This window comes from Qipengyuania flavescens (assembly GCF_029688735.1).
GTDB lineage: Bacteria > Pseudomonadota > Alphaproteobacteria > Sphingomonadales > Sphingomonadaceae > Qipengyuania.
The window spans coordinates 303,919-320,798 of the sequence record NZ_JARULD010000002.1 but is presented as its reverse complement, the minus strand read 5'-3'; the positions used below and the strand labels follow the sequence as shown (position 1 = coordinate 320,798).

Annotated in this window: 18 protein-coding genes; 6 read left to right on the top strand and 12 right to left on the bottom strand. The window is 63.6% G+C overall.

Going from position 1 to position 16,880, the window contains the following annotated elements; translation table 11 throughout:
- Positions 1-120 precede the first annotated feature (120 nt).
- The gene (locus tag P8R33_RS06810) at positions 121-894 is read left to right on the top strand and encodes a hypothetical protein (protein ID WP_278328240.1); all 774 of its coding nucleotides are present in this window, start codon (positions 121-123) and stop codon (positions 892-894) included.
- 4 nt (positions 895-898) lie between these two features.
- On the opposite strand, the gene P8R33_RS06805 is transcribed toward P8R33_RS06810, so the two are convergent.
- Together P8R33_RS06805 and P8R33_RS06800 are read right to left on the bottom strand one after the other, a co-directional pair.
- Positions 899-2,101 (bottom strand): type III PLP-dependent enzyme, encoded by a 1,203-nt coding sequence (locus P8R33_RS06805; RefSeq protein WP_278328239.1) that lies wholly within the window; start codon positions 2,099-2,101, stop codon positions 899-901.
- Positions 2,102-2,299: 198 nt separating this feature from the next.
- Positions 2,300-2,875, bottom strand: coding sequence for a LemA family protein (locus tag P8R33_RS06800; RefSeq protein WP_278328238.1), 576 nt, complete (start codon positions 2,873-2,875; stop codon positions 2,300-2,302).
- A gap of 67 nt (positions 2,876-2,942) precedes the next feature.
- Here P8R33_RS06800 and P8R33_RS06795 point away from each other — a divergent pair, with 67 nt between their 5' ends.
- Positions 2,943-3,899: a DUF3137 domain-containing protein gene (locus P8R33_RS06795; RefSeq protein WP_278328237.1), complete on the top strand. Its 957-nt coding sequence runs from the start codon at positions 2,943-2,945 to the stop codon at positions 3,897-3,899.
- Here P8R33_RS06795 and P8R33_RS06790 read toward each other — a convergent pair whose 3' ends face one another.
- The 4 genes from P8R33_RS06790 to P8R33_RS06775 form a co-directional block, all read right to left on the bottom strand.
- Positions 3,900-5,078 carry a carboxynorspermidine decarboxylase gene (locus P8R33_RS06790; RefSeq protein ID WP_278328236.1) on the bottom strand — a complete coding sequence of 393 codons (1,179 nt, stop codon included), beginning with the start codon at positions 5,076-5,078 and terminating at the stop codon, positions 3,900-3,902.
- Positions 5,078-5,962 (bottom strand): peptidyl-alpha-hydroxyglycine alpha-amidating lyase family protein, encoded by an 885-nt coding sequence (locus P8R33_RS06785; protein WP_278328235.1) that lies wholly within the window; start codon positions 5,960-5,962, stop codon positions 5,078-5,080. The genes P8R33_RS06790 and P8R33_RS06785 overlap by 1 nt, the downstream gene beginning before the upstream one ends.
- A gap of 65 nt (positions 5,963-6,027) precedes the next feature.
- Positions 6,028-6,561 carry an O-acetyl-ADP-ribose deacetylase gene (locus P8R33_RS06780; RefSeq protein ID WP_278328234.1) on the bottom strand — a complete coding sequence of 178 codons (534 nt, stop codon included), beginning with the start codon at positions 6,559-6,561 and terminating at the stop codon, positions 6,028-6,030.
- Positions 6,562-6,567: 6 nt separating this feature from the next.
- Complete coding sequence (locus tag P8R33_RS06775) at positions 6,568-7,779, bottom strand: saccharopine dehydrogenase family protein (protein ID WP_278328233.1); 1,212 nt, start codon at positions 7,777-7,779, stop codon at positions 6,568-6,570.
- Positions 7,780-7,843: 64 nt separating this feature from the next.
- On the opposite strand from P8R33_RS06775, the gene P8R33_RS06770 reads away from it, so the two are divergent.
- The 3 genes from P8R33_RS06770 to P8R33_RS06760 are packed head-to-tail and all read left to right on the top strand — an operon-like array spanning position 7,844 to position 9,753.
- On the top strand, positions 7,844-8,806 hold the full coding sequence (locus tag P8R33_RS06770) for a threonine ammonia-lyase (RefSeq protein ID WP_278328232.1): 963 nt from the start codon (positions 7,844-7,846) through the stop codon (positions 8,804-8,806).
- 49 nt (positions 8,807-8,855) lie between these two features.
- Entirely contained in the window at positions 8,856-9,308 is a 453-nt protein-coding gene (locus P8R33_RS06765; RefSeq protein ID WP_278328809.1) for an MAPEG family protein, read from the top strand.
- A gap of 10 nt (positions 9,309-9,318) precedes the next feature.
- Positions 9,319-9,753, top strand: coding sequence for an MAPEG family protein (locus P8R33_RS06760; protein ID WP_278328231.1), 435 nt, complete (start codon positions 9,319-9,321; stop codon positions 9,751-9,753).
- 90 nt (positions 9,754-9,843) lie between these two features.
- Here the strand turns inward: P8R33_RS06760 and trxB are convergent, their stop codons facing one another.
- Together trxB and P8R33_RS06750 are read right to left on the bottom strand one after the other, a co-directional pair.
- Complete coding sequence (trxB, locus tag P8R33_RS06755) at positions 9,844-10,833, bottom strand: thioredoxin-disulfide reductase (RefSeq protein WP_278328229.1); 990 nt, start codon at positions 10,831-10,833, stop codon at positions 9,844-9,846.
- A 64-nt stretch (positions 10,834-10,897) separates the two neighbouring features.
- The gene (locus P8R33_RS06750) at positions 10,898-11,677 is read right to left on the bottom strand and encodes a tyrosine-protein phosphatase (RefSeq protein WP_278328228.1); all 780 of its coding nucleotides are present in this window, start codon (positions 11,675-11,677) and stop codon (positions 10,898-10,900) included.
- A gap of 118 nt (positions 11,678-11,795) precedes the next feature.
- Between P8R33_RS06750 and P8R33_RS06745 the strand changes: the two genes are divergently transcribed.
- Entirely contained in the window at positions 11,796-12,245 is a 450-nt protein-coding gene (locus P8R33_RS06745) for a response regulator (RefSeq protein ID WP_278328227.1), read from the top strand.
- Between the two features lie 9 nt (positions 12,246-12,254).
- On the opposite strand, the gene P8R33_RS06740 is transcribed toward P8R33_RS06745, so the two are convergent.
- From P8R33_RS06740 to P8R33_RS06725, 4 genes are read right to left on the bottom strand one after another with little or no spacing between them, the layout of a single operon-like run.
- A complete protein-coding gene (locus P8R33_RS06740) occupies positions 12,255-13,655 on the bottom strand; it encodes an alpha,alpha-trehalose-phosphate synthase (UDP-forming) (protein WP_278328226.1) in 1,401 nt (466 codons plus the stop codon).
- Positions 13,637-15,421, bottom strand: coding sequence for a glycoside hydrolase family 15 protein (locus tag P8R33_RS06735; protein WP_278328225.1), 1,785 nt, complete (start codon positions 15,419-15,421; stop codon positions 13,637-13,639). Before P8R33_RS06735 ends, P8R33_RS06740 begins: the two co-directional genes overlap by 19 nt.
- Positions 15,418-16,164, bottom strand: coding sequence for a trehalose-phosphatase (otsB, locus tag P8R33_RS06730; protein ID WP_278328224.1), 747 nt, complete (start codon positions 16,162-16,164; stop codon positions 15,418-15,420). Before otsB ends, P8R33_RS06735 begins: the two co-directional genes overlap by 4 nt.
- 39 nt (positions 16,165-16,203) lie before the next feature.
- A complete protein-coding gene (locus P8R33_RS06725; protein WP_278328223.1) occupies positions 16,204-16,866 on the bottom strand; it encodes a retropepsin-like aspartic protease family protein in 663 nt (220 codons plus the stop codon).
- Positions 16,867-16,880 lie beyond the last annotated feature (14 nt).

Here is a 16,880-nt window from a genome sequence, read left to right as displayed (position 1 = left end):
CGCCTGTATTGTCGGCAGGGGTTGGAGAGGACGCAAGCGGAATTCCAAAACCTCGCGATAACCAGGGATATATCGGGCGCGGGGGGCGTAGGGTCAGCAACCCCCAACGAAGGAATTGCGATGCCCGAGACGATGACCCGACTTGCCGATGGCTTCTGGCGCATAACCGGCGAGGTGCGGGTCGGCGGCCTGCTCGATATCGGCACGCAGTGCTCGCTGGTGCGGCGGGAAAACGGTCGCTTCGTGTTCCTCGACAGCTACACCCTGCCCGCGCCGGTCCGCCAGCAGGTCGATGCGCTGACCGACGAGGGGCGCAAGCTCGATGCGATCATCAATTTGCACCCCTTCCACACGCTGCATTGCGAATGGATGCACCGCACCTATCCGGATGCGACACTTTACGGCACCGCGCGCCATCACGAGAAACTGCCCGATCTGCCCTGGCACGCGACCCGCTGCGAAGAACCGGCGCTGGCCGAGAAGTTCGGCGATACCTTCGCTTTCTCGCAGCCGAAGGGCATGCCGCTGGTCTGCGAGGACGAGGAAGTGCATTTCTCCTCCATCCTCGCCCTGCACCGCGCGAGCGGGACGATCCATGTGGACGATACGCTGGTCTATCTCGACAAGGGCTTCCCGCTTTCGGTCTTGCCGATGACCGGGCGATTGAGCTTCCACCCGACGCTGGACAAGGCGCTTAGCTCGAAGGCCGGTGCAGCCGACGAATTCAGGGAATGGGCGATCGAGCTCGGCATCGACTGGGCCGACGCGCGCCGCGTGGCCGCCGCCCACAACGCCGTGCGTGAACTCGGCGAGGAAGAATTCCCGACGCTGATCGGCGAGGCACTTGGCCGCGTAAAACCCGTGCTCGACCGCCATCGGGCCGAGCACGGCTGATCACTCAGCGCAAGCTGACCACATTGTCCGCTTCGGGCCGGGTGCGGCTGCCGTCGTAAAGGCTGGCCATCGGCTCGTCCTGCACGATGATCCGCTCTGCCGCGCCGAAACCGTTGAAATCGGTCTTCATTGCCGCGCCATATGCGCCGAGCATACCGATCTCGATGTAGTCGCCTGCCTGGATGTCTTCCGGCAGGGCGAATGGGCCGGGCATGTAATCGGCATCGTCGCATGTCGGGCCGTAGAAGGCGAAGTCCATCTCCGGCTTGATGAGATCATCCTCCAGCGCGCGGACGGGGAATTTCCAGTCCACATGCGCGGCATCGAACAGCGCGCCGTACGCACCGTCGTTGATGTAGAGTTCCTCGCCGCGGCGCTTCTCGACCTTCACCACCAGACTGGAATATTCAGCGCAAAGTGCACGGCCCGGCTCGCACCATAGTTCCGCGTTATAGGCGATCGGCAGAGCGTAGAAGTGCTGGTGGATGATCTTGAAGTAATCTTCCAGCGGTGGCGGCTCCATGCCGGGATAAACGCTGGGAAAGCCGCCGCCGACGTCGATCATGTCGATCACGACCGAGGCTTCGGCAATGGCTGCACGCACGCGGTCGATCGCCTGGACATAGGCGAAGGGGCTCATCGCCTGGCTGCCGACGTGGAAGCACACGCCCAGCCAGTCGCAATGCTGGCGGGTCTGCTGCAGCAGCGTGGGCGCTTCGGTGAGGTCGCAGCCGAACTTGGCGGCAAGGCTCAGCGCGGCATGCTCGCTGGAGACGCGCAGGCGGATGCAGAGGCGCAGGTCGGTTGCGGCATTGCCATCTTGGTCGCGGCAGGCGTCGACGATCTTCTCCAGCTCCTCGACGCTATCGAGGCTGAACGTCTTCACGCCATGGCTGTGATAGGCCTCGCGGATCGCGCCGGGCGATTTGACCGGATGCATGAAGCACAGCGTCGCTTGCGGTAGCGTCGCACGCACCAGGCGCACTTCCGCAATGGAGGCGACGTCGTAATGCGTCACGCCATTGTCCCACAGGATCTGCAGGAGCTCGGGCGAGGGATTGGCCTTTACCGCATAAAGCGACTTGCCCGGAAATTTCTCGACGAAAAAACGGGCAGCGCGCGCCGCGGCGTGCGGGCGGTTGAGGATGACCGGCTCTTCGGGGCGAAGAGCGCGGACTACAGCCTGGGCGTCGGGAAAATGCTGCAACTCAAGGGACCCCCTAAACGGTCCTCGCGGACCATGAAACGACAAGCTGCCTTGCGGTTAGGAAGGGTCCTTGGGGCAGCGGGAGCGCGGCGTATAGTTCGTGGGTCATGAAACGCAAGTGAATACACGGCGAAAATGTGCAAGCCCGCCGCGGGATGCGGCGGGCCTGTGTTGCGACGGGTGGTTCGCGAAAAGGCGCTACTGGAAGCTGATCGACGGCACTTGGTCCACCGTACCCTTCTCGCTGTCGTCGAGACGGTGGAAATCCGCCTCCTTGAAGCCCAGCAGGCCGGCGAACAGCACCGCCGGGAAGCTCTCGCGCACGGTGTTGTAGCGTGAGACGGCGGCGTTCAGCGCGCGGCGGGCGGCGGCCAGCTTGTCCTCGACGTGACTAAGCTCGCGCTGCAATTCCTGGAAATTGGCGGATGCCTTGAGGTCGGGGTAGTTCTCGCTCAACGCCAGCAGGCGGTCGAGCGCGACGCGCAGGCCCTGTTCGTCGCTGGAAGTGATCGGGCCGTTGGCGGCCTGGTTGCGCGCGGAAATCACCGCATCGAGCGTCTCGCGCTCGTGCCCGGCATAGCCCTTTACCGTCTCGACCAGATTGGGGATGAGATCGTGCCGCTGGCGCAGTTGCGCATCGATATCGGCGACGCCCTGCTTCACGTTCTGCCGCTGGGCGACAAGCTTGTTGTAGATCACGATCAGCAGGATCACGAGGCCCGCACCCAAAAACAGGGCGACGGACGTCCAGAATGCGCTGGCGACTTCGAACACGGTAAAACCCCCCTTTTACGTTTCGTCCCCTATGTTAGACCGAAGAGGTTGGCGGGGGAAGTAGGGCGTGATCGAGTATCCCGATGCGGACCGGCTGATGGCGGGCGAGCTAGGCGCGTGGCTGGAAGGCCAGGCGCAGGTCCGCGCCGATGCGGTCGCGCAATCGTGGGACCGGGTGTGGAAGGCGGGCATGGTGCTGCTGCCGCTAGCCGCGTTTTTCTTCATCCTCGTACCGATCGAATTCACGCCGAAGCTGTGGTTGGCGGGCCTCGCCTTCGCTGGCGCATGGGCGTGGTCGCAAATTCCCAAGCAGAAGGCCAAGAAGCAGGTCAAGACCGGCATCAACGAGGCGATCGCGGGCGCGCTCGGTCTCACCTATTGCCACGATTGCGAGGCCTCCGATGCCTTCGAGATCGCCCGCGAATACCGGCTGCTCCCCAAGCACCAGAAACGCGATTTCGAGGATTTATGGGAAGGCGAGACGGCGGGGCACGACTTCACCCTGCACGAAGCGCACCTGCAGGAGCGGCGCGGATCGGGCAAGAACCGCCGCTGGGTCACCGTTTTTCGCGGCGCGATCGTGTCCGTGTCGTTCGAGCGCCCGTTCCACGGAACCACGCTGCTGGCGAAGGACGGGCAGTTCAGGAAGCTGTTCGGCGGGGCCAAGGACAGCGTCAAGCTGGACGGGCAGGTGCTGCAGCTCGCGGACATGGTCAGCCCGGAATTCGAAGACCGGTTCGATGTTTACACCACCGATCAGACCGAGGCGCGCTGGCTGATCAACCCCGAATATATCGAGCGGCTGCTCAACCTCGAGCGGCTCTTTCAGGGCAAGGGCAGCGCGGTTATATTCACTGGCGGCAACATGGTGCTGGCGCTGGAGGGCGGCAATCTGTTCGAGAGCGGCTCGCTGAACCCTCAGGCCGACCGCGCGATGGTGGCGCAGACGATCCGGCAATTCGCCGGGATCGCGGACCTCGCGCTGACGATGAACCGCATCCGCCCGGCAGAGCGCTACGGCTGATCAGCTCAGCCGGTCGCGGAAGCTCTCGTAACCGAACTCGCGGATGAGCTCGAGCTGGTCGGTCTCGCTGTCCCATAGCCAGATGCTCGGGAGCTGCACACCGTTGAAGGTATTGGTCTTCACCATCGAATAATGCGCCTGGTCGAGGAAGGCGAACCGCTTGCCCACCTCCGCGCCGCCGGGAATGCGATAGTCGCCGATCACGTCGCCGGCGAGGCAGGACGGGCCGCCGATGCGTACTTCGGGCACCTCGCGGTCGGGCGCTTCGCCCAGCATGGCGGGGCGATAAGGCGCTTCGATCACGTCGGGCATGTGGCACGTCGCCGAAATGTCGGCGACCGCGAGCGGCACGCCGTTGAAGCCGGTGTCGAGGATGGTGCCGACGAGGATGCCCGCATCGAGCGCTACCGCCTCGCCCGGTTCCAGGTAGATCTCCGCGCCGGTATCGTCCTTCGCATCGCGCAGGAACTCGACCAGCTCCTCGCGCTGGTAATCGGCGCGGGTGATGTGATGACCGCCGCCCATGTTGATCCACTTGAGCTGGCCGAACCACGGCTCGATCGCGTCGAACACCTTGTCCCATGTCGCGTGGAGCGGCTCGAAATCCTGCTCGCAGAGGTTGTGGAAGTGGATGCCCTCCACACCTTCCATGATCTCCGGCGTCAACTGGTCGATCGGAAAGCCGAGGCGGCTGCCGGGGCTGGAGGGATCGTAGCGCGGAACCTCGCCCGTCGGGTGCATCGGATTGATCCGCAGGCCAACGTCGAAATCCTGCCCTGCCGCCCGTGCAGCCTCGAGGATCAGCGCCGCGCGCTCCATCTGGCCCGGCGAATTGAAGATAACGTGATCGGACAGGCGGCAGACCTCTTCCAGCTCCTCCGGTTTGTAGGCCGCAGAATAGGTGGCGATCTCGCCGTCGTAGAATTCGCTCGCCAGCCGCGCTTCCCACAAGCCCGACGTGCACACGCCGTCGAGATATTCGCCGACAATGGGCGCAGTCGCCCACATGCTGAAGGCCTTAAGCGCAGCGAGGACTTTGATGTCAGCCGCATCGCGGATCTCGGCCAGAACCTGGCAATTGGCGCGCAGCTTCGCCGCATCCACCACGAAGGCAGGGCTGTCGACGCGGTTAAGGTCGAAATTGCGGAAGGCTCCGGGATCGCCGGCTTTCGTTTCCATTATTCAGGTTCCTGTTCGGGCGAGAGTTCGAAGCGAACAACGCGATCGCCATAGACGTCGGTGACATAGGCCATGCCGTCGCGGCCGATGGCGATATCGTGGCCGAGGCTTGCGTTGCGCCCATCGAGCGCGACATCGAGCGAACGCTCGAGCTGACCCTCGGGCGTATAGACGCGCACGATCGCCCCGAAATTGTCCGCCCGGTCCCTGCCCTCGACCGTGACGAGCCAGCCCCCGCCCAGCGTCGCGACGCCATAGGGCCGCCCGCCGGTCGGCGTGTCGCGGCTGTCGAGCAGTTTTCCGGCGTGGTCGAACACCTGGATGCGCCCATTCTCTCGGTCGGCGACATAGATACGGTCCTCGTCCACCGCGATGCCATGCGCGAGGCGGAAATTTCCGAACTCGCTCAGGAATGCGCCGCTGCGGTCGAACTCCGCCACCCGCGTGTTCACATAGCCATCGGCGACGAGCACGCGATTGCCGATGAAGGCGATGTCGGCTGGACGGCCGAAATGGCTCTCGTCCTGCCCCGACACGCCACGCTCGCCGAGGACCATTCGCTGGTTGCCTTCGTGATCGAACTGGACGACCTGCTCGCGCGCGACATCGGTGATCCAGACATTGTCGCCCGCATCGACCGAGAGGCCATGCGGCATGACGAACTCGCCCGCGCCCCATTGGCCGAGCAGCACGCCGCTGGGTGAAAACATGAAGACCGTCGGCTCGGCAATGGGCTCGGCGGGAAAGGGCTCCTCCCACTCGCGACCGGCCCGGTGCAGGACGAAGATATGCCCGTGACTATCCGCCTCAACCGCGCTGACCTGCCCGAAGACGGCATCGTCAGGGATGCGCGGCCAGCTTGCGTCGATAGTTGCGCGGGGCACTTCTTCCGTCGCAGGCGAACTGCAGGACGCAACCGCGATGGTGGCAATGAAAGGCAGGAGAGGTTTTAGCTGCCGCATTGGTTTGCCAAGGCCGAAGTGAAAGCGGCCTCCGCGTTATCATCGAAGCAAACGAATGCGATTTCATCGAACGCATCGACCTTCTTGGCGAGATAGTCCTTGCATGCGGCAACGGCGACATCTGCCGCCCGTGCCAACGGGAAGCCGTATATCCCAGTCGAAATAGCGGGAATGCCGACTGTTCTCGCTCCCTTCTCCGCAGCGCGTTTCAACGAATTGCGATAACATGACGCAAGTAGTTCGGCCTCACCGTTGCCACCGCCGCGCCAAACGGGCCCGACGGTGTGGATAATCCATTCTGCCGGCAGATCGTAACCGCCTGTGATTTTCGCCTCTCCGGTCTTGCAACCGCCGAGCAGACGACACTCGTGAACCAATTCTTTGCCAGCTGCGCGATGGATAGCACCATCAACGCCGCCGCCGCCGAGAAGCGAGCTATTGGCGGCGTTTACGATCGCATCGAAACGCATCGAAACGATGTTGCCCTTCACTACCTTCAGAATTGTCGGCGATGCGCTCATCTCAGGCTAAAACTCAACCGGCCCGTCCAGCTCCTGCACCTGCCACGGCAGGCCGTGCTCGTTGAGCATGTCCATGAAGGGATCGGGGTCCATCTGTTCCATGTTGAACACGCCGTCTCCCGACCACTTTCCGGTGACCATCATCGCGCTGCCGATCATCGCCGGCACGCCGGTTGTATAGGAAACCGCCTGGTTGCCGGTTTCCTCGTAAGCGGCCTCGTGGCTACAGATATTGTTGATGTAGATCGTCTTCTCGCCCGACCCGTCCAGTGCCTCGCCGGTGGCGATCACGCCGATGTTCGTATTGCCCTTGGTCGTCTCGCCCAGCGTTTCGGGCTTGGGCAGCACCGCGGCGAGGAATTGCAGCGGGATGATGTCCTTGCCCTGGTAACGCACCGGGTCGATGCGCGTCATGCCGACATTCTGCAGCACGGTCAGGTGCTTGATGTACTCGTCGCCGAAGGTCATCCAGAAGCGCGCACGCTCCAGCTCCGGATTGAACTTCGCGAGGCTTTCCAGCTCCTCGTGATACATCATGTACATGTTCTTGGGGCCGACGCCCTCGAAGTCGAATTCGACCTTTTTGCCCATCGCCGGTGTCTCGACGAATTCGCCGTTTTCCCAGTGGCGGGCGGGCGCGGTCACTTCGCGGATGTTGATCTCGGGATTGAAGTTGGTGGCGAAGGCCTGGCCGTGGTCGCCGCCATTGCAATCGAGGATATCGAGCTGGCGGATGGTCTTCAGCTTGTGCTTCTTCAGCCACATGGTGAACACGCTGGTCACGCCCGGGTCGAAACCGGAACCGAGCAGCGCCATCAGCCCCGCCTCCTTGAAACGGTCGTGATAGGCCCACTGCCAGTGATATTCGAACTTCGCCTCGTCCTTGGGTTCGTAGTTGGCCGTGTCGAGATAGCTCACGCCCGCCTCGAGGCAGGCATCCATGATCGGCAGGTCCTGATAGGGCAGCGCAAGGTTCACCACGAGGCTGGGCCCGACCTTCTTGATGAGGTTGACCATCGCAGGCACTTCTTCCGCGTCGATCTCGTAGGTCGAGATATCGACACCGGTGCGCTCCTTCACGCTTGCGGCGATGCTGTCGCACTTGCTCTTGGTGCGGCTGGCGAGATGGATATCGGTGAAGATATCCTTGTTCATCGCCATCTTGTGGACGCACACGCTGCTGACGCCGCCTGCGCCGATGACCAGAACTGTCGACATGGAAAACCTCTTGGCTGAATTCGATTCTTGCGCGCCCTGTAACGAAATGCGCTAAGCGCGCCAAATGATCCGAGACGATATGCGCGCACCGACCGCCGAGGGCACGTTTTCGGCCCTGCAAAGTTTGCAAGAGATCGGCCTGCCGATGACACCGCTGCTGCCGGTCGAGATCGGCGAAGTGCAGTGCCGGGTCAAGGCAGAGGTGCTGCAACCGGTCGGCGCGTTCAAGATCAGGGGCGCATGGTGGCGGCTGGTCAATCTTACCGAGGAGGAGCGGACGCGCGGGGTCGTGGCAGTCTCCTCCGGCAATCATGCGCAAGGCGTTGCATGGGCGGCGCGGAAACTGGGCATCGCGGCGACCATCGTGATGCCGCGTAATGCCCCGCAGGTGAAGCTGGAAGCGACCCGAGCTCTTGAAGCGGAAATCGTGCTCTACGATCGCCCCGGCGAAGATCGCGACGAGGTGGCGGCTAAGCTGATCGAGGAGCGCGGATCGGTGCTGGTCCACGCCTTCGGCGATCCCTGGGTGATCGAGGGACAGGGTAGTGCGGGGCATGAAGCTGCGGCGCAGTTGGGCGAGAGTCCCTCGCGCTTCATCGTATGCTGCGGAGGTGGGGGCCTCGCCGCCGGTCTCGCCCTCGCCTGCCCCACGGCGGCGATCCATGTAGTCGAGCCGCAGGGTTGGGACATGGTCGGCCGGTCCCTCGAAGCCGGCGAGATCGTGCGCGTCGGCGACGATCCACCCGCCACCATCTGCGACGCGCTCCAGCCGGATGCGACCAAAGCCATTAATCTCGGCGTGTTGCAGGGCCGCGCGGAGCCGGGCGTCACGGTGACCGACGAAGAGGTGCGCGAGGCTCAGCGCTTCGCCTTTGCGAAACTGCGGCTGGTGGTCGAACCGGGCGGCGCTGCAGCGCTGGCAGCGGCACTCGCAGGCAAGGTGCCGGTGGACGCCCATACGGTGATTATGCTGACCGGCGGTAACACCGATGCGGAAAGCTTTGCCCGGACCCTCACCGGGGTTTGACTTTGCGCCGCTCCCGCAGCAGTCCTGCGCGAAACAGGGAGAAACCATGATGCAGGCACAAATGCTCGCACCGGCCGCCGTCTTGGTGGTGTGGTCGCTGATCATGCTTTACTGGATGGCGTTGACGCGCTTCCCCGCCATGAAAAATGCCGGTGGGGTACTGGACAACGCAAAGCCTGGCGGGCGGGGTCAGAACCTCGAAGGTGTGATCCCCGACAAGGTCAATTGGAAAGCGCATAATTATGCGCATCTGATGGAGCAGCCGACAATCTTCTATGCGGCGGTCGTGATCCTGGCGGTGATGGGTGCAGGTGCGATCGACGTGGTGCTGGCATGGATTTATGTCGTGCTGCGGATCATCCACTCGGTCTACCAGGCGACCGTCAATGTCGTGAAGGTCCGCTTCCTGATTTTCCTGCTGTCCACGCTCGCCCTGACCGTGCTGGCCGTCCGCGCGGTGCTTGCCACCCTGTTCCACGACCCGTCGATCGTAACGGGATGAGGAGAGAGCCATGATCCGATCCGAAATACTCCAGCCCGTCGTCGTCCTGCTCGCCTGGACCATGGTCATGTGGCTGTGGATGTACATCGTGCGCATACCGGCGATGTCGAAGGCGAATATCGAGCCGAACGATGCGCGCAAGACCGGTGTACTGGACGAGAAGCTGCCGGCAGAGGTCCAGTGGAAGGCGCACAATCACAACCATCTGCATGAACAGCCGACGGTGTTCTACGCGACCTGCATCATCCTCGCGATTGCCGGCTGGGGCGACGGGATGAATGCGTTGCTGGCGTGGATCTATGTCGGCTTGCGCATCCTGCATTCGCTGGTGCAGGCGACCGCCAATGTGGTGATGGTGCGCTTCGTGCTCTACGCGCTGGCGAGCCTCGTGCTGATCGCGCTGATCTTCCACGCGGCGATCTTCGCGTTCGACATTCACATGTAGTTGCGACCGTCTTCCCAGCGAAAGCTGGGATCGGTTTCAGTCAATGTTGCGCGTGAGGGAGAGCGATCCCAGCTTTCGCTGGGACGACACCTACTCAGCGGCTTCCTTCTCGGCCACGTGGGCGTGACCGTCCGCGTCGATCTCGAGATTGGCGAGGAAGCGCTCGGCGTCGAGGGCGGCCATGCAGCCCATGCCCGCCGCCGTCACCGCCTGGCGATAGACATGGTCGGTCACGTCGCCCGCCGCGAACACGCCGGGCACGTCGGTCTTGGGCGAACCCGGCTCGGTCAGCAGATAGCCGCCATCGTCCATCGGCAGCTTGCCCTTGAACAGCTCGGTCGCGGGCGCGTGGCCGATCGCGACGAAAGCGCCATCGGTTGCGAACTCGCTCGTCTCGCCGGTCTGCGTGTCCTTGAGATTGAGATGACCCAGCGCGCCAGTCGGACCGGCTGCAAAGCTGTCGACCGTTTTGTTCCACAGCACCGAGATCTTCGGATGGTTGAGCAGCCGCTCCTGCAGGATCTTCTCCGCCCGCAATTCGTCGCGGCGGTGGATCAGCGTCACGTCGTCGGAATGGTTGGTGAGGTACAGCGCTTCCTCGACCGCGGTATTGCCGCCGCCGATCACCGCGACCTTCTTGCCGCGATAGAAGAAGCCGTCGCAGGTGGCGCAGGCCGAGACGCCCTTGCCACCCAGTTCCTGCTCGCCCGGTACGCCCAGCCACTTGGCCTGCGCGCCGGTGCAAATTACCAGCACGTCGGCGATATATTCGTCACCGCTGTCGCCTTTAGCAGTGAACGGCGAACCCCCGGCCACATCGACATCGACGATCGTGTCCCACATCATCCGCGTGCCGACGTGCTCGGCCTGCTTCTGCATCTGCTCCATCAGCCAGGGGCCCTGGATGACGTCGGCAAAACCGGGATAGTTCTCGACATCGGTGGTGATGGTCAGCTGGCCGCCCGGCTGGAGGCCCTGCACCACGATCGGCTCCATCATCGCGCGCGCGGCGTAGATGGCGGCGGAATAGCCCGCCGGGCCGGAGCCGATGATGAGCATCTTGGTGCGATGGGTAGCCATGGTGGTGTCGTCCGTCAGTCTGGAATTCGTGTTCGCCCGCTATATGGGATGCAGGCGCGAAGAGTCACGCCACGAAGCGCGCGATCAGCCGTTCGCGCATGGCCTCGTCCACACCTAAATGTCCGTCGAGGAAGGCATCGAGCGAGCCGTATTCGGTCTCGATCTCGCTCCACCAGCGTTCGAGATATTCCTCGCGCACGCCGAGCAGCGCCACGACCGCGCCCTCGTCCAGCTTGCGGCCGAGCCGTTCCTCGATCCCCGGTACGGACTGGTCGCGCAGCACTGCCAGCGTCGGCGCATCATTGGTGCGCAGGAACTCAGCCATCTGCTTTTCGCGGTCCACGCCGAGCACGTGCAGCACGAGCATGGCTGCGACGCCGGTGCGATCCTTGCCGGCGAAACAATGGACGAGACTTGCGCCCTCGCGCTCGTCCAGAGCGCGGAAATAGCGGCCGAACATCTCGATCATCGCCGGATTTCGCGGCATGCGGGTGTAGACTGCGAGCATCCGTTGGCGCGCGAAATCCTCGGTCGTCGTGTTTTCATCGATGTCCATGTGCGGCGGGCTGGAGGTCGTCTCGCCGTCATAGGCCAGCACGTCTGCGTCGAACGCGTCGCTACGGCGACACGGATTGCGCTCGCGCTCGCTCTCCCCGCGCAGGTCGACCACCGTGCGGATGCCTAGCGCATCCATCGCGGCGAGGTCGGCATCGCTGGCGCCGACATGCTGGCCGGAGCGCCAAAGCAGGCCGGTCTTCACCCGCCCGCCGTCACCGGTTTCCCACCCGCCGAAGTCGCGAAAATTGTGAATGCCGGTGGTCGAAAGGAAGGGATCGCGAATCATGTGCGCCGTGGTGGCAGCCCTGCCCGCACTGCGCAATCATACGTAGTTCTGCGGATAGGTTATCCGCACACGCGCAACCTAGGTTTTCGGCACGAACCCTATGCGAGGAGCCGGAAACTTGGCGCATATTCTGATTGCCGACGACGACGAATTGATCGCGGAGATGGCCGCCGACATTCTGATCAAGGCGGGCCACGCCTGCGGTTGGGTGACTGACGGGACCAAGCTGCTCGACCTGCTGCGCTGGCGCCGGCCCGATGTCTTGTTGCTCGACCAGGACATGCCTGGCCTTACCGGCAAGCAGGTGCTGCGCGAGATTCGCCAGTCGGAAAAGCATTACGATCTGCCGGTGATCATGTTCACCGCGATCCACGGGGCTTATGACGAACAGGCCGCACTCTACGGCGGGGCGCAGGGCTATATCCGCAAGCCGTTCATCGGCAAGTTCCTGGTCCGCACGGTGGAACTGGTGCTTGCCTCGCGAGAGGGAAGGCCCAGCCATCTGGCACTGGGCGAGGCGCCGGGCTATCAATCGCAGGCCCCGGGTCCTGCTCGCCGCCTGGTCTAGACGAGCGGTTCAGCCCAGGTCGCGCAGGAAGTCGGCAGTCCACGCCTGCACGTTGTCGTCGCGTACACTTGCTACCATTTTCTCGTAGCGCGCTTTGCGCTCGTCCAGCGGCATGTCGAGCGCCTTGCGGATCGCATGGGCGATATCGTCGGGGCTGTGGGGGTTCACGAGGACTGCATCCTGCAATTGCAGCGCCGCCCCCGCAAAACTCGACAGGATCAACACGCCGGGATCCTCCGGGTCCTGCGCTGCGACATATTCCTTGGCTACGAGGTTCATGCCGTCGCGCAAGGGCGTGACGAGGCCGATCTTCGAGGCGCGGAAAAAGCCGAACAGTTCTTCGTGGCTATAACCGCGGTTGACGTAGCGGATGGGCACCATGTCCACCTCGCTGCGTGCGCCGTTGATCTGGCCGCATTTCTGCTCCAGCGTCTCGCGGATTTCCTGATAGCTCTGCACGTCCTCGCGGCTCGGCGGAGCGATCTGGACGAACACGAGATCGCGGATGCGCTCCGGCTCGCGGTCGAAGAACCGCCCGATCCCGTCGATCCGCTCGGGAATGCCCTTGGAATAGTCAAGCCGGTCGACGCCAATCATGGAGATACGCCGCCGGGTCGAGGCCATCATCCGCTGCTGAGCATTGCGCGCTTCGCCGGTCTCGCCCAGCTTGCTGAAATGGTCCCAGTCGATCCCGATGGGATAGGCGCGCGCCAGCGTCGTGCGCCCGTCCAGCGTGACGCTGCCATTTTCCTCGTCCACCTGAGCGCCAAGTTCGGTGCGGCAGTAGTGCAGGAAGCTATCGAGCCACTCTCTGGTCTGGAAGCCGACGAGATCGTAATGCAGCATCGTGCGCACCAGCCGCTCGTGATACGGCAGCGAAACGAACAGGCGCGTGGCGGGCCAGGGAATGTGGAGGAAGAAACCGATCCGGTTCTTCAGCCCGCGCGACCGCAGGCGTTCGCCGAGCGGGATCAGGTGATAGTCGTGCACCCAGACGACATCGTCGTCTTCGATCAGCGGAGCGGCGAGTTCAGCGAAGCGTTCGTTGACGCGCTCGTAGCCCTTGGCTGTCTCACGCTCGAATTTTGCCAGATCCAGCCGATCGTGGAACAGCGGCCAGAGCGTGGAATTGGCGTAGCCGTTGTAATACTCCTCGATATCGCGTTGCGACAGATCAATGGTCGCCGTCGTGACACCGTCGTTGGTTTGCGTGTCGATATTGCCGGTTCGCCCGCTCTCGCTTTCCTCTCCGGACCACCCAAACCACAGCCCCTCTCGGTCCTTCAGCGCCGCGTGCAGCGCACCGGCGAGCCCCCCTTGCGCTCCCGCTGCGCCCCGCGCCTTCGGCACGGCAACGCGGTTGGAAATGACGACGAGGCGGGGGTTATCGGTCAGCGGACTTCGCTCCACGGTTTGCTCAGCAGGCCGGCGCAATTGATGATACCTACCAGCGAGTAGGTCTGGGGGAAGTTCCCCCACAGCTCGCCCGTGTCATAGTCGAGATCCTCGCTCAGCAAGCCCGAATGAGTGGTATGGCTGAGCATGCTCTCGAAGATCTCGCGCGCTTCCTCACGGCGCCCGACCAGCCCCAATGCTTCGATCAGCCAGAAGGTGCAGACATTGAAGGCCGTCTCGGGCGCGCCGAAATCGTCTTCCGCAGCGTAGCGAAGCATATGATCGCCGCGGCGCAAGTCCCGCTCGATGGCGGCGAAGGTCTTGATGAAGCGCTCGTCGTCGGGCTTGAGGAAGCGCAGCTCGACCATCTGCAGGAGGCTCGCATCGAGATAGCCGTTCTCGAAGCTGGCGCCGTAATGCTCGCCATCCTCGCGCCAGGCTTTCTCTTCGATCGTCGCGCGGATCTTCTCTGCGCGCTGTTTCCAGAAGACGACCCGGTCACCCTTGCCCAGAGTGGCCGCGACATTGGCCAGTCGGTCGCAGGCGGCCCAGCACATCACGGCGGAATAAGTGTGCACTTCCTGCCTTGTGCGGAATTCCCACAGCCCAGCATCAGGCTTGTCGTGCTTCGCCCAGGCCGCCTCGCCGACTTCCTCGAGATGCGCGAAATCGGTCTCGTCGGCCATCCGCAGCAGGCGCTGGTCGAAGAATGCCTGCGCGGTCGGCATGACGATCTGGCCGTAGCAGTCGTATTGCACCTGCTTGTAGGCCGCATTGCCCACGCGCACCGGCCCCATGCCGCGATAGCCGGCGAGATGCTCGGCCTCGAACTCGTCGAGTTCTTCCGCGCCCATAACCGAGTAGAGCGGCTGAATCTGCCCGCCGCGGGCCTGGTCGACGATATTGCGCAGGTAGGCGAGATATTTCTCCAGCACGTCGAGCGCGCCCAGGCGGTTGAGCGCCTGCACCGTGTAATAGCTGTCGCGGATCCAGCAGTAGCGATAGTCCCAGTTACGCTGGCTGTTGGCCGCTTCGGGGATCGATGTCGTCAGCGCGGCCACGATCGCGCCGGTTTCCTCGTGCTGGCACAGCTTGAGCGAGATCGCCGCGCGGATCGTCTCTTCCTGCCATTCGAGCGGGATGTGCAGGCCCCGCACCCAATGCTGCCAGTATTTCGCCGTATTGGCTTCCATCCGCCGCACTTCGCTGCGGATGTTACCGACGAAGGGCTCGTCCGGGCCGAGGAAGAAGTGCTGGTCGCTCTCGACGCGGTAATGGCGTCCTTCCAGGATGTAGCCAATTGGCGCATCGGTGGACAGGCGGAGCGCCTGCGGCCCGACGAGGTAACGGATGTGATTGGTGCCGTTAGTGGTCGCGGCGAGGTCCTCACCGTAATTCTTCATGGGGGCGAGCACGACCTTGAGCCGCGGCGCACCTGCCACCGGGCGTACGATGCGCGTAAAAGCAACGGGGCGATATTTCCGTCCGGACCTCTCATAGCGCGGAGCAAAATCGCTGATCTCGACTGCGCTGCCGTCTTCCGCCTCCAGCCGGGTTATTAAGATCGCGCTGTTGCGTTCGTAATGCTGGCTGGCGCTGACCTGCCCCTCGAGCTCGAAGCGCCAGGTGCCGCGGTCTTTTGCGTCGCCGTTGAGGAGGGAGCAGAACACCGGATCGCCGTCGACCCGCGGAACGCAGCCCCAGACGAAACCGCCTTCCTCGTCGACCAGCGCGCTGACCTGGCAATTGCCAATCGGGGCGAGTTCGAGATTTGCGGTCATTCCAGCTCCAGCCAATTGCGCACTGCGGTAACGCTTTCGAGGCGATAGCGTGCCTTCTCGCTGATGCGCTCGCCCACCGCCACCCCGAAGCCGCCGAATTCGATTGCACCGGCAAAGCCATCCTCGTCGGTCACGTCGTCGCCGACGAATACCGGAGTGGCTCCGGTGAAGGGTTCGATAGCCATGAAGGCCTCGACTGCCGCCTCTTTCGTCGCGCCCTGGCGGACGATCTCGGCGACGCCCTTGCCGCTGGTGACGCACAGCTCGCGCCCTTCGGCAAAGTCGCGCGCGAAGGCGAGCGTTGCTTCGCGTTTCTCGGGTGACTTGCGGAAATGCAGCGCGCCACCGTGGGACTTCGTCTCGTAATAGAGATCGTGCTTTTCGGCATAGGCGCGCAGTTCGGCAACAGCATCGTCGGGCAGCCCCTCCGGCGCTTCGCCCAGGCGCGAGCCGTCATGCAGGAGGCGCGACGCGCCGTGCGATCCCGCGCGGCACAACTCGCATGGACCAAGGTGCGTTTCGAGATCATCGAGGGCGCGGCCGCTGACCAAGGCGAGCCTGCCGTCCAGCCGATCTCGCAAGCCACGTAGGCGGTCGGCAAGTCCATCGGGAACGTCGATATCGCCCGGGCTGGGCGCGATTTCCACCAGCGTGCCGTCGAAATCGAGGAACAGGGCCAGCGGCACCTCTCTTATGAGCTTGGCCAGGGGTGGCGGCGGTGGGAGCGTGTCGGGGCTGACCATCGGCGGGGGTCTAGCGGCTCGCGGCCCAAGGTAAAGCCCCTACTCGGAGATAGCGTCTTGCGCTTTCGGCACGAGGATGAGCGTACCGTCCTTCACCCGCCATTCGTCCAGCCGGGCGAGCACATTCATCCCGATCACGTTGAAGTCGCCGAAGCTTTCGGCAACTGCGGCATCGGTGCCGCTGGCGCGAATATTGCCGAGTTCGAGGCTGTCGATGGTCGTCACATGCGCCTGCACCGTGCCGTTCGCCGTGCCGAGCAGGATGGGAATACCGCCCCGGCGCGGTTCCAGCCCGGCCTTCTCGGCCAGCGGCGCGGAGATCGCGGTCAGCGTGGCGCCGGTGTCGATCATGAAATTGCCCTCGACACCGTTCACGCTCGCACGAACCCAGTAATGGCCATCGGGCGAGAGGGGGATGCGGGTTTCGCCGCCGCTGACGACCTGTTCGGGCAAACCGATCTGCGGAACCGCCACATCGAACCGCGGGTCGAAGCGCGACAATTGTAGCACGACGGTCAGCAGGATCACGCCAAGCGCCAGCGAACTCACCGTGCGAATGACACCGCCTAGTGCCGATCTGCGGGCAACCATCGCCCCAATCCAGCCGAGCACCATTGCGGCGACTGCGGCAAGAAGCAGCTCGGAGCGCGGAATGGCGCGCAAGGCATCGGCGATGGCGGAGAAGGTGGAAGCGAGGTCCATACAGCCAATATAGA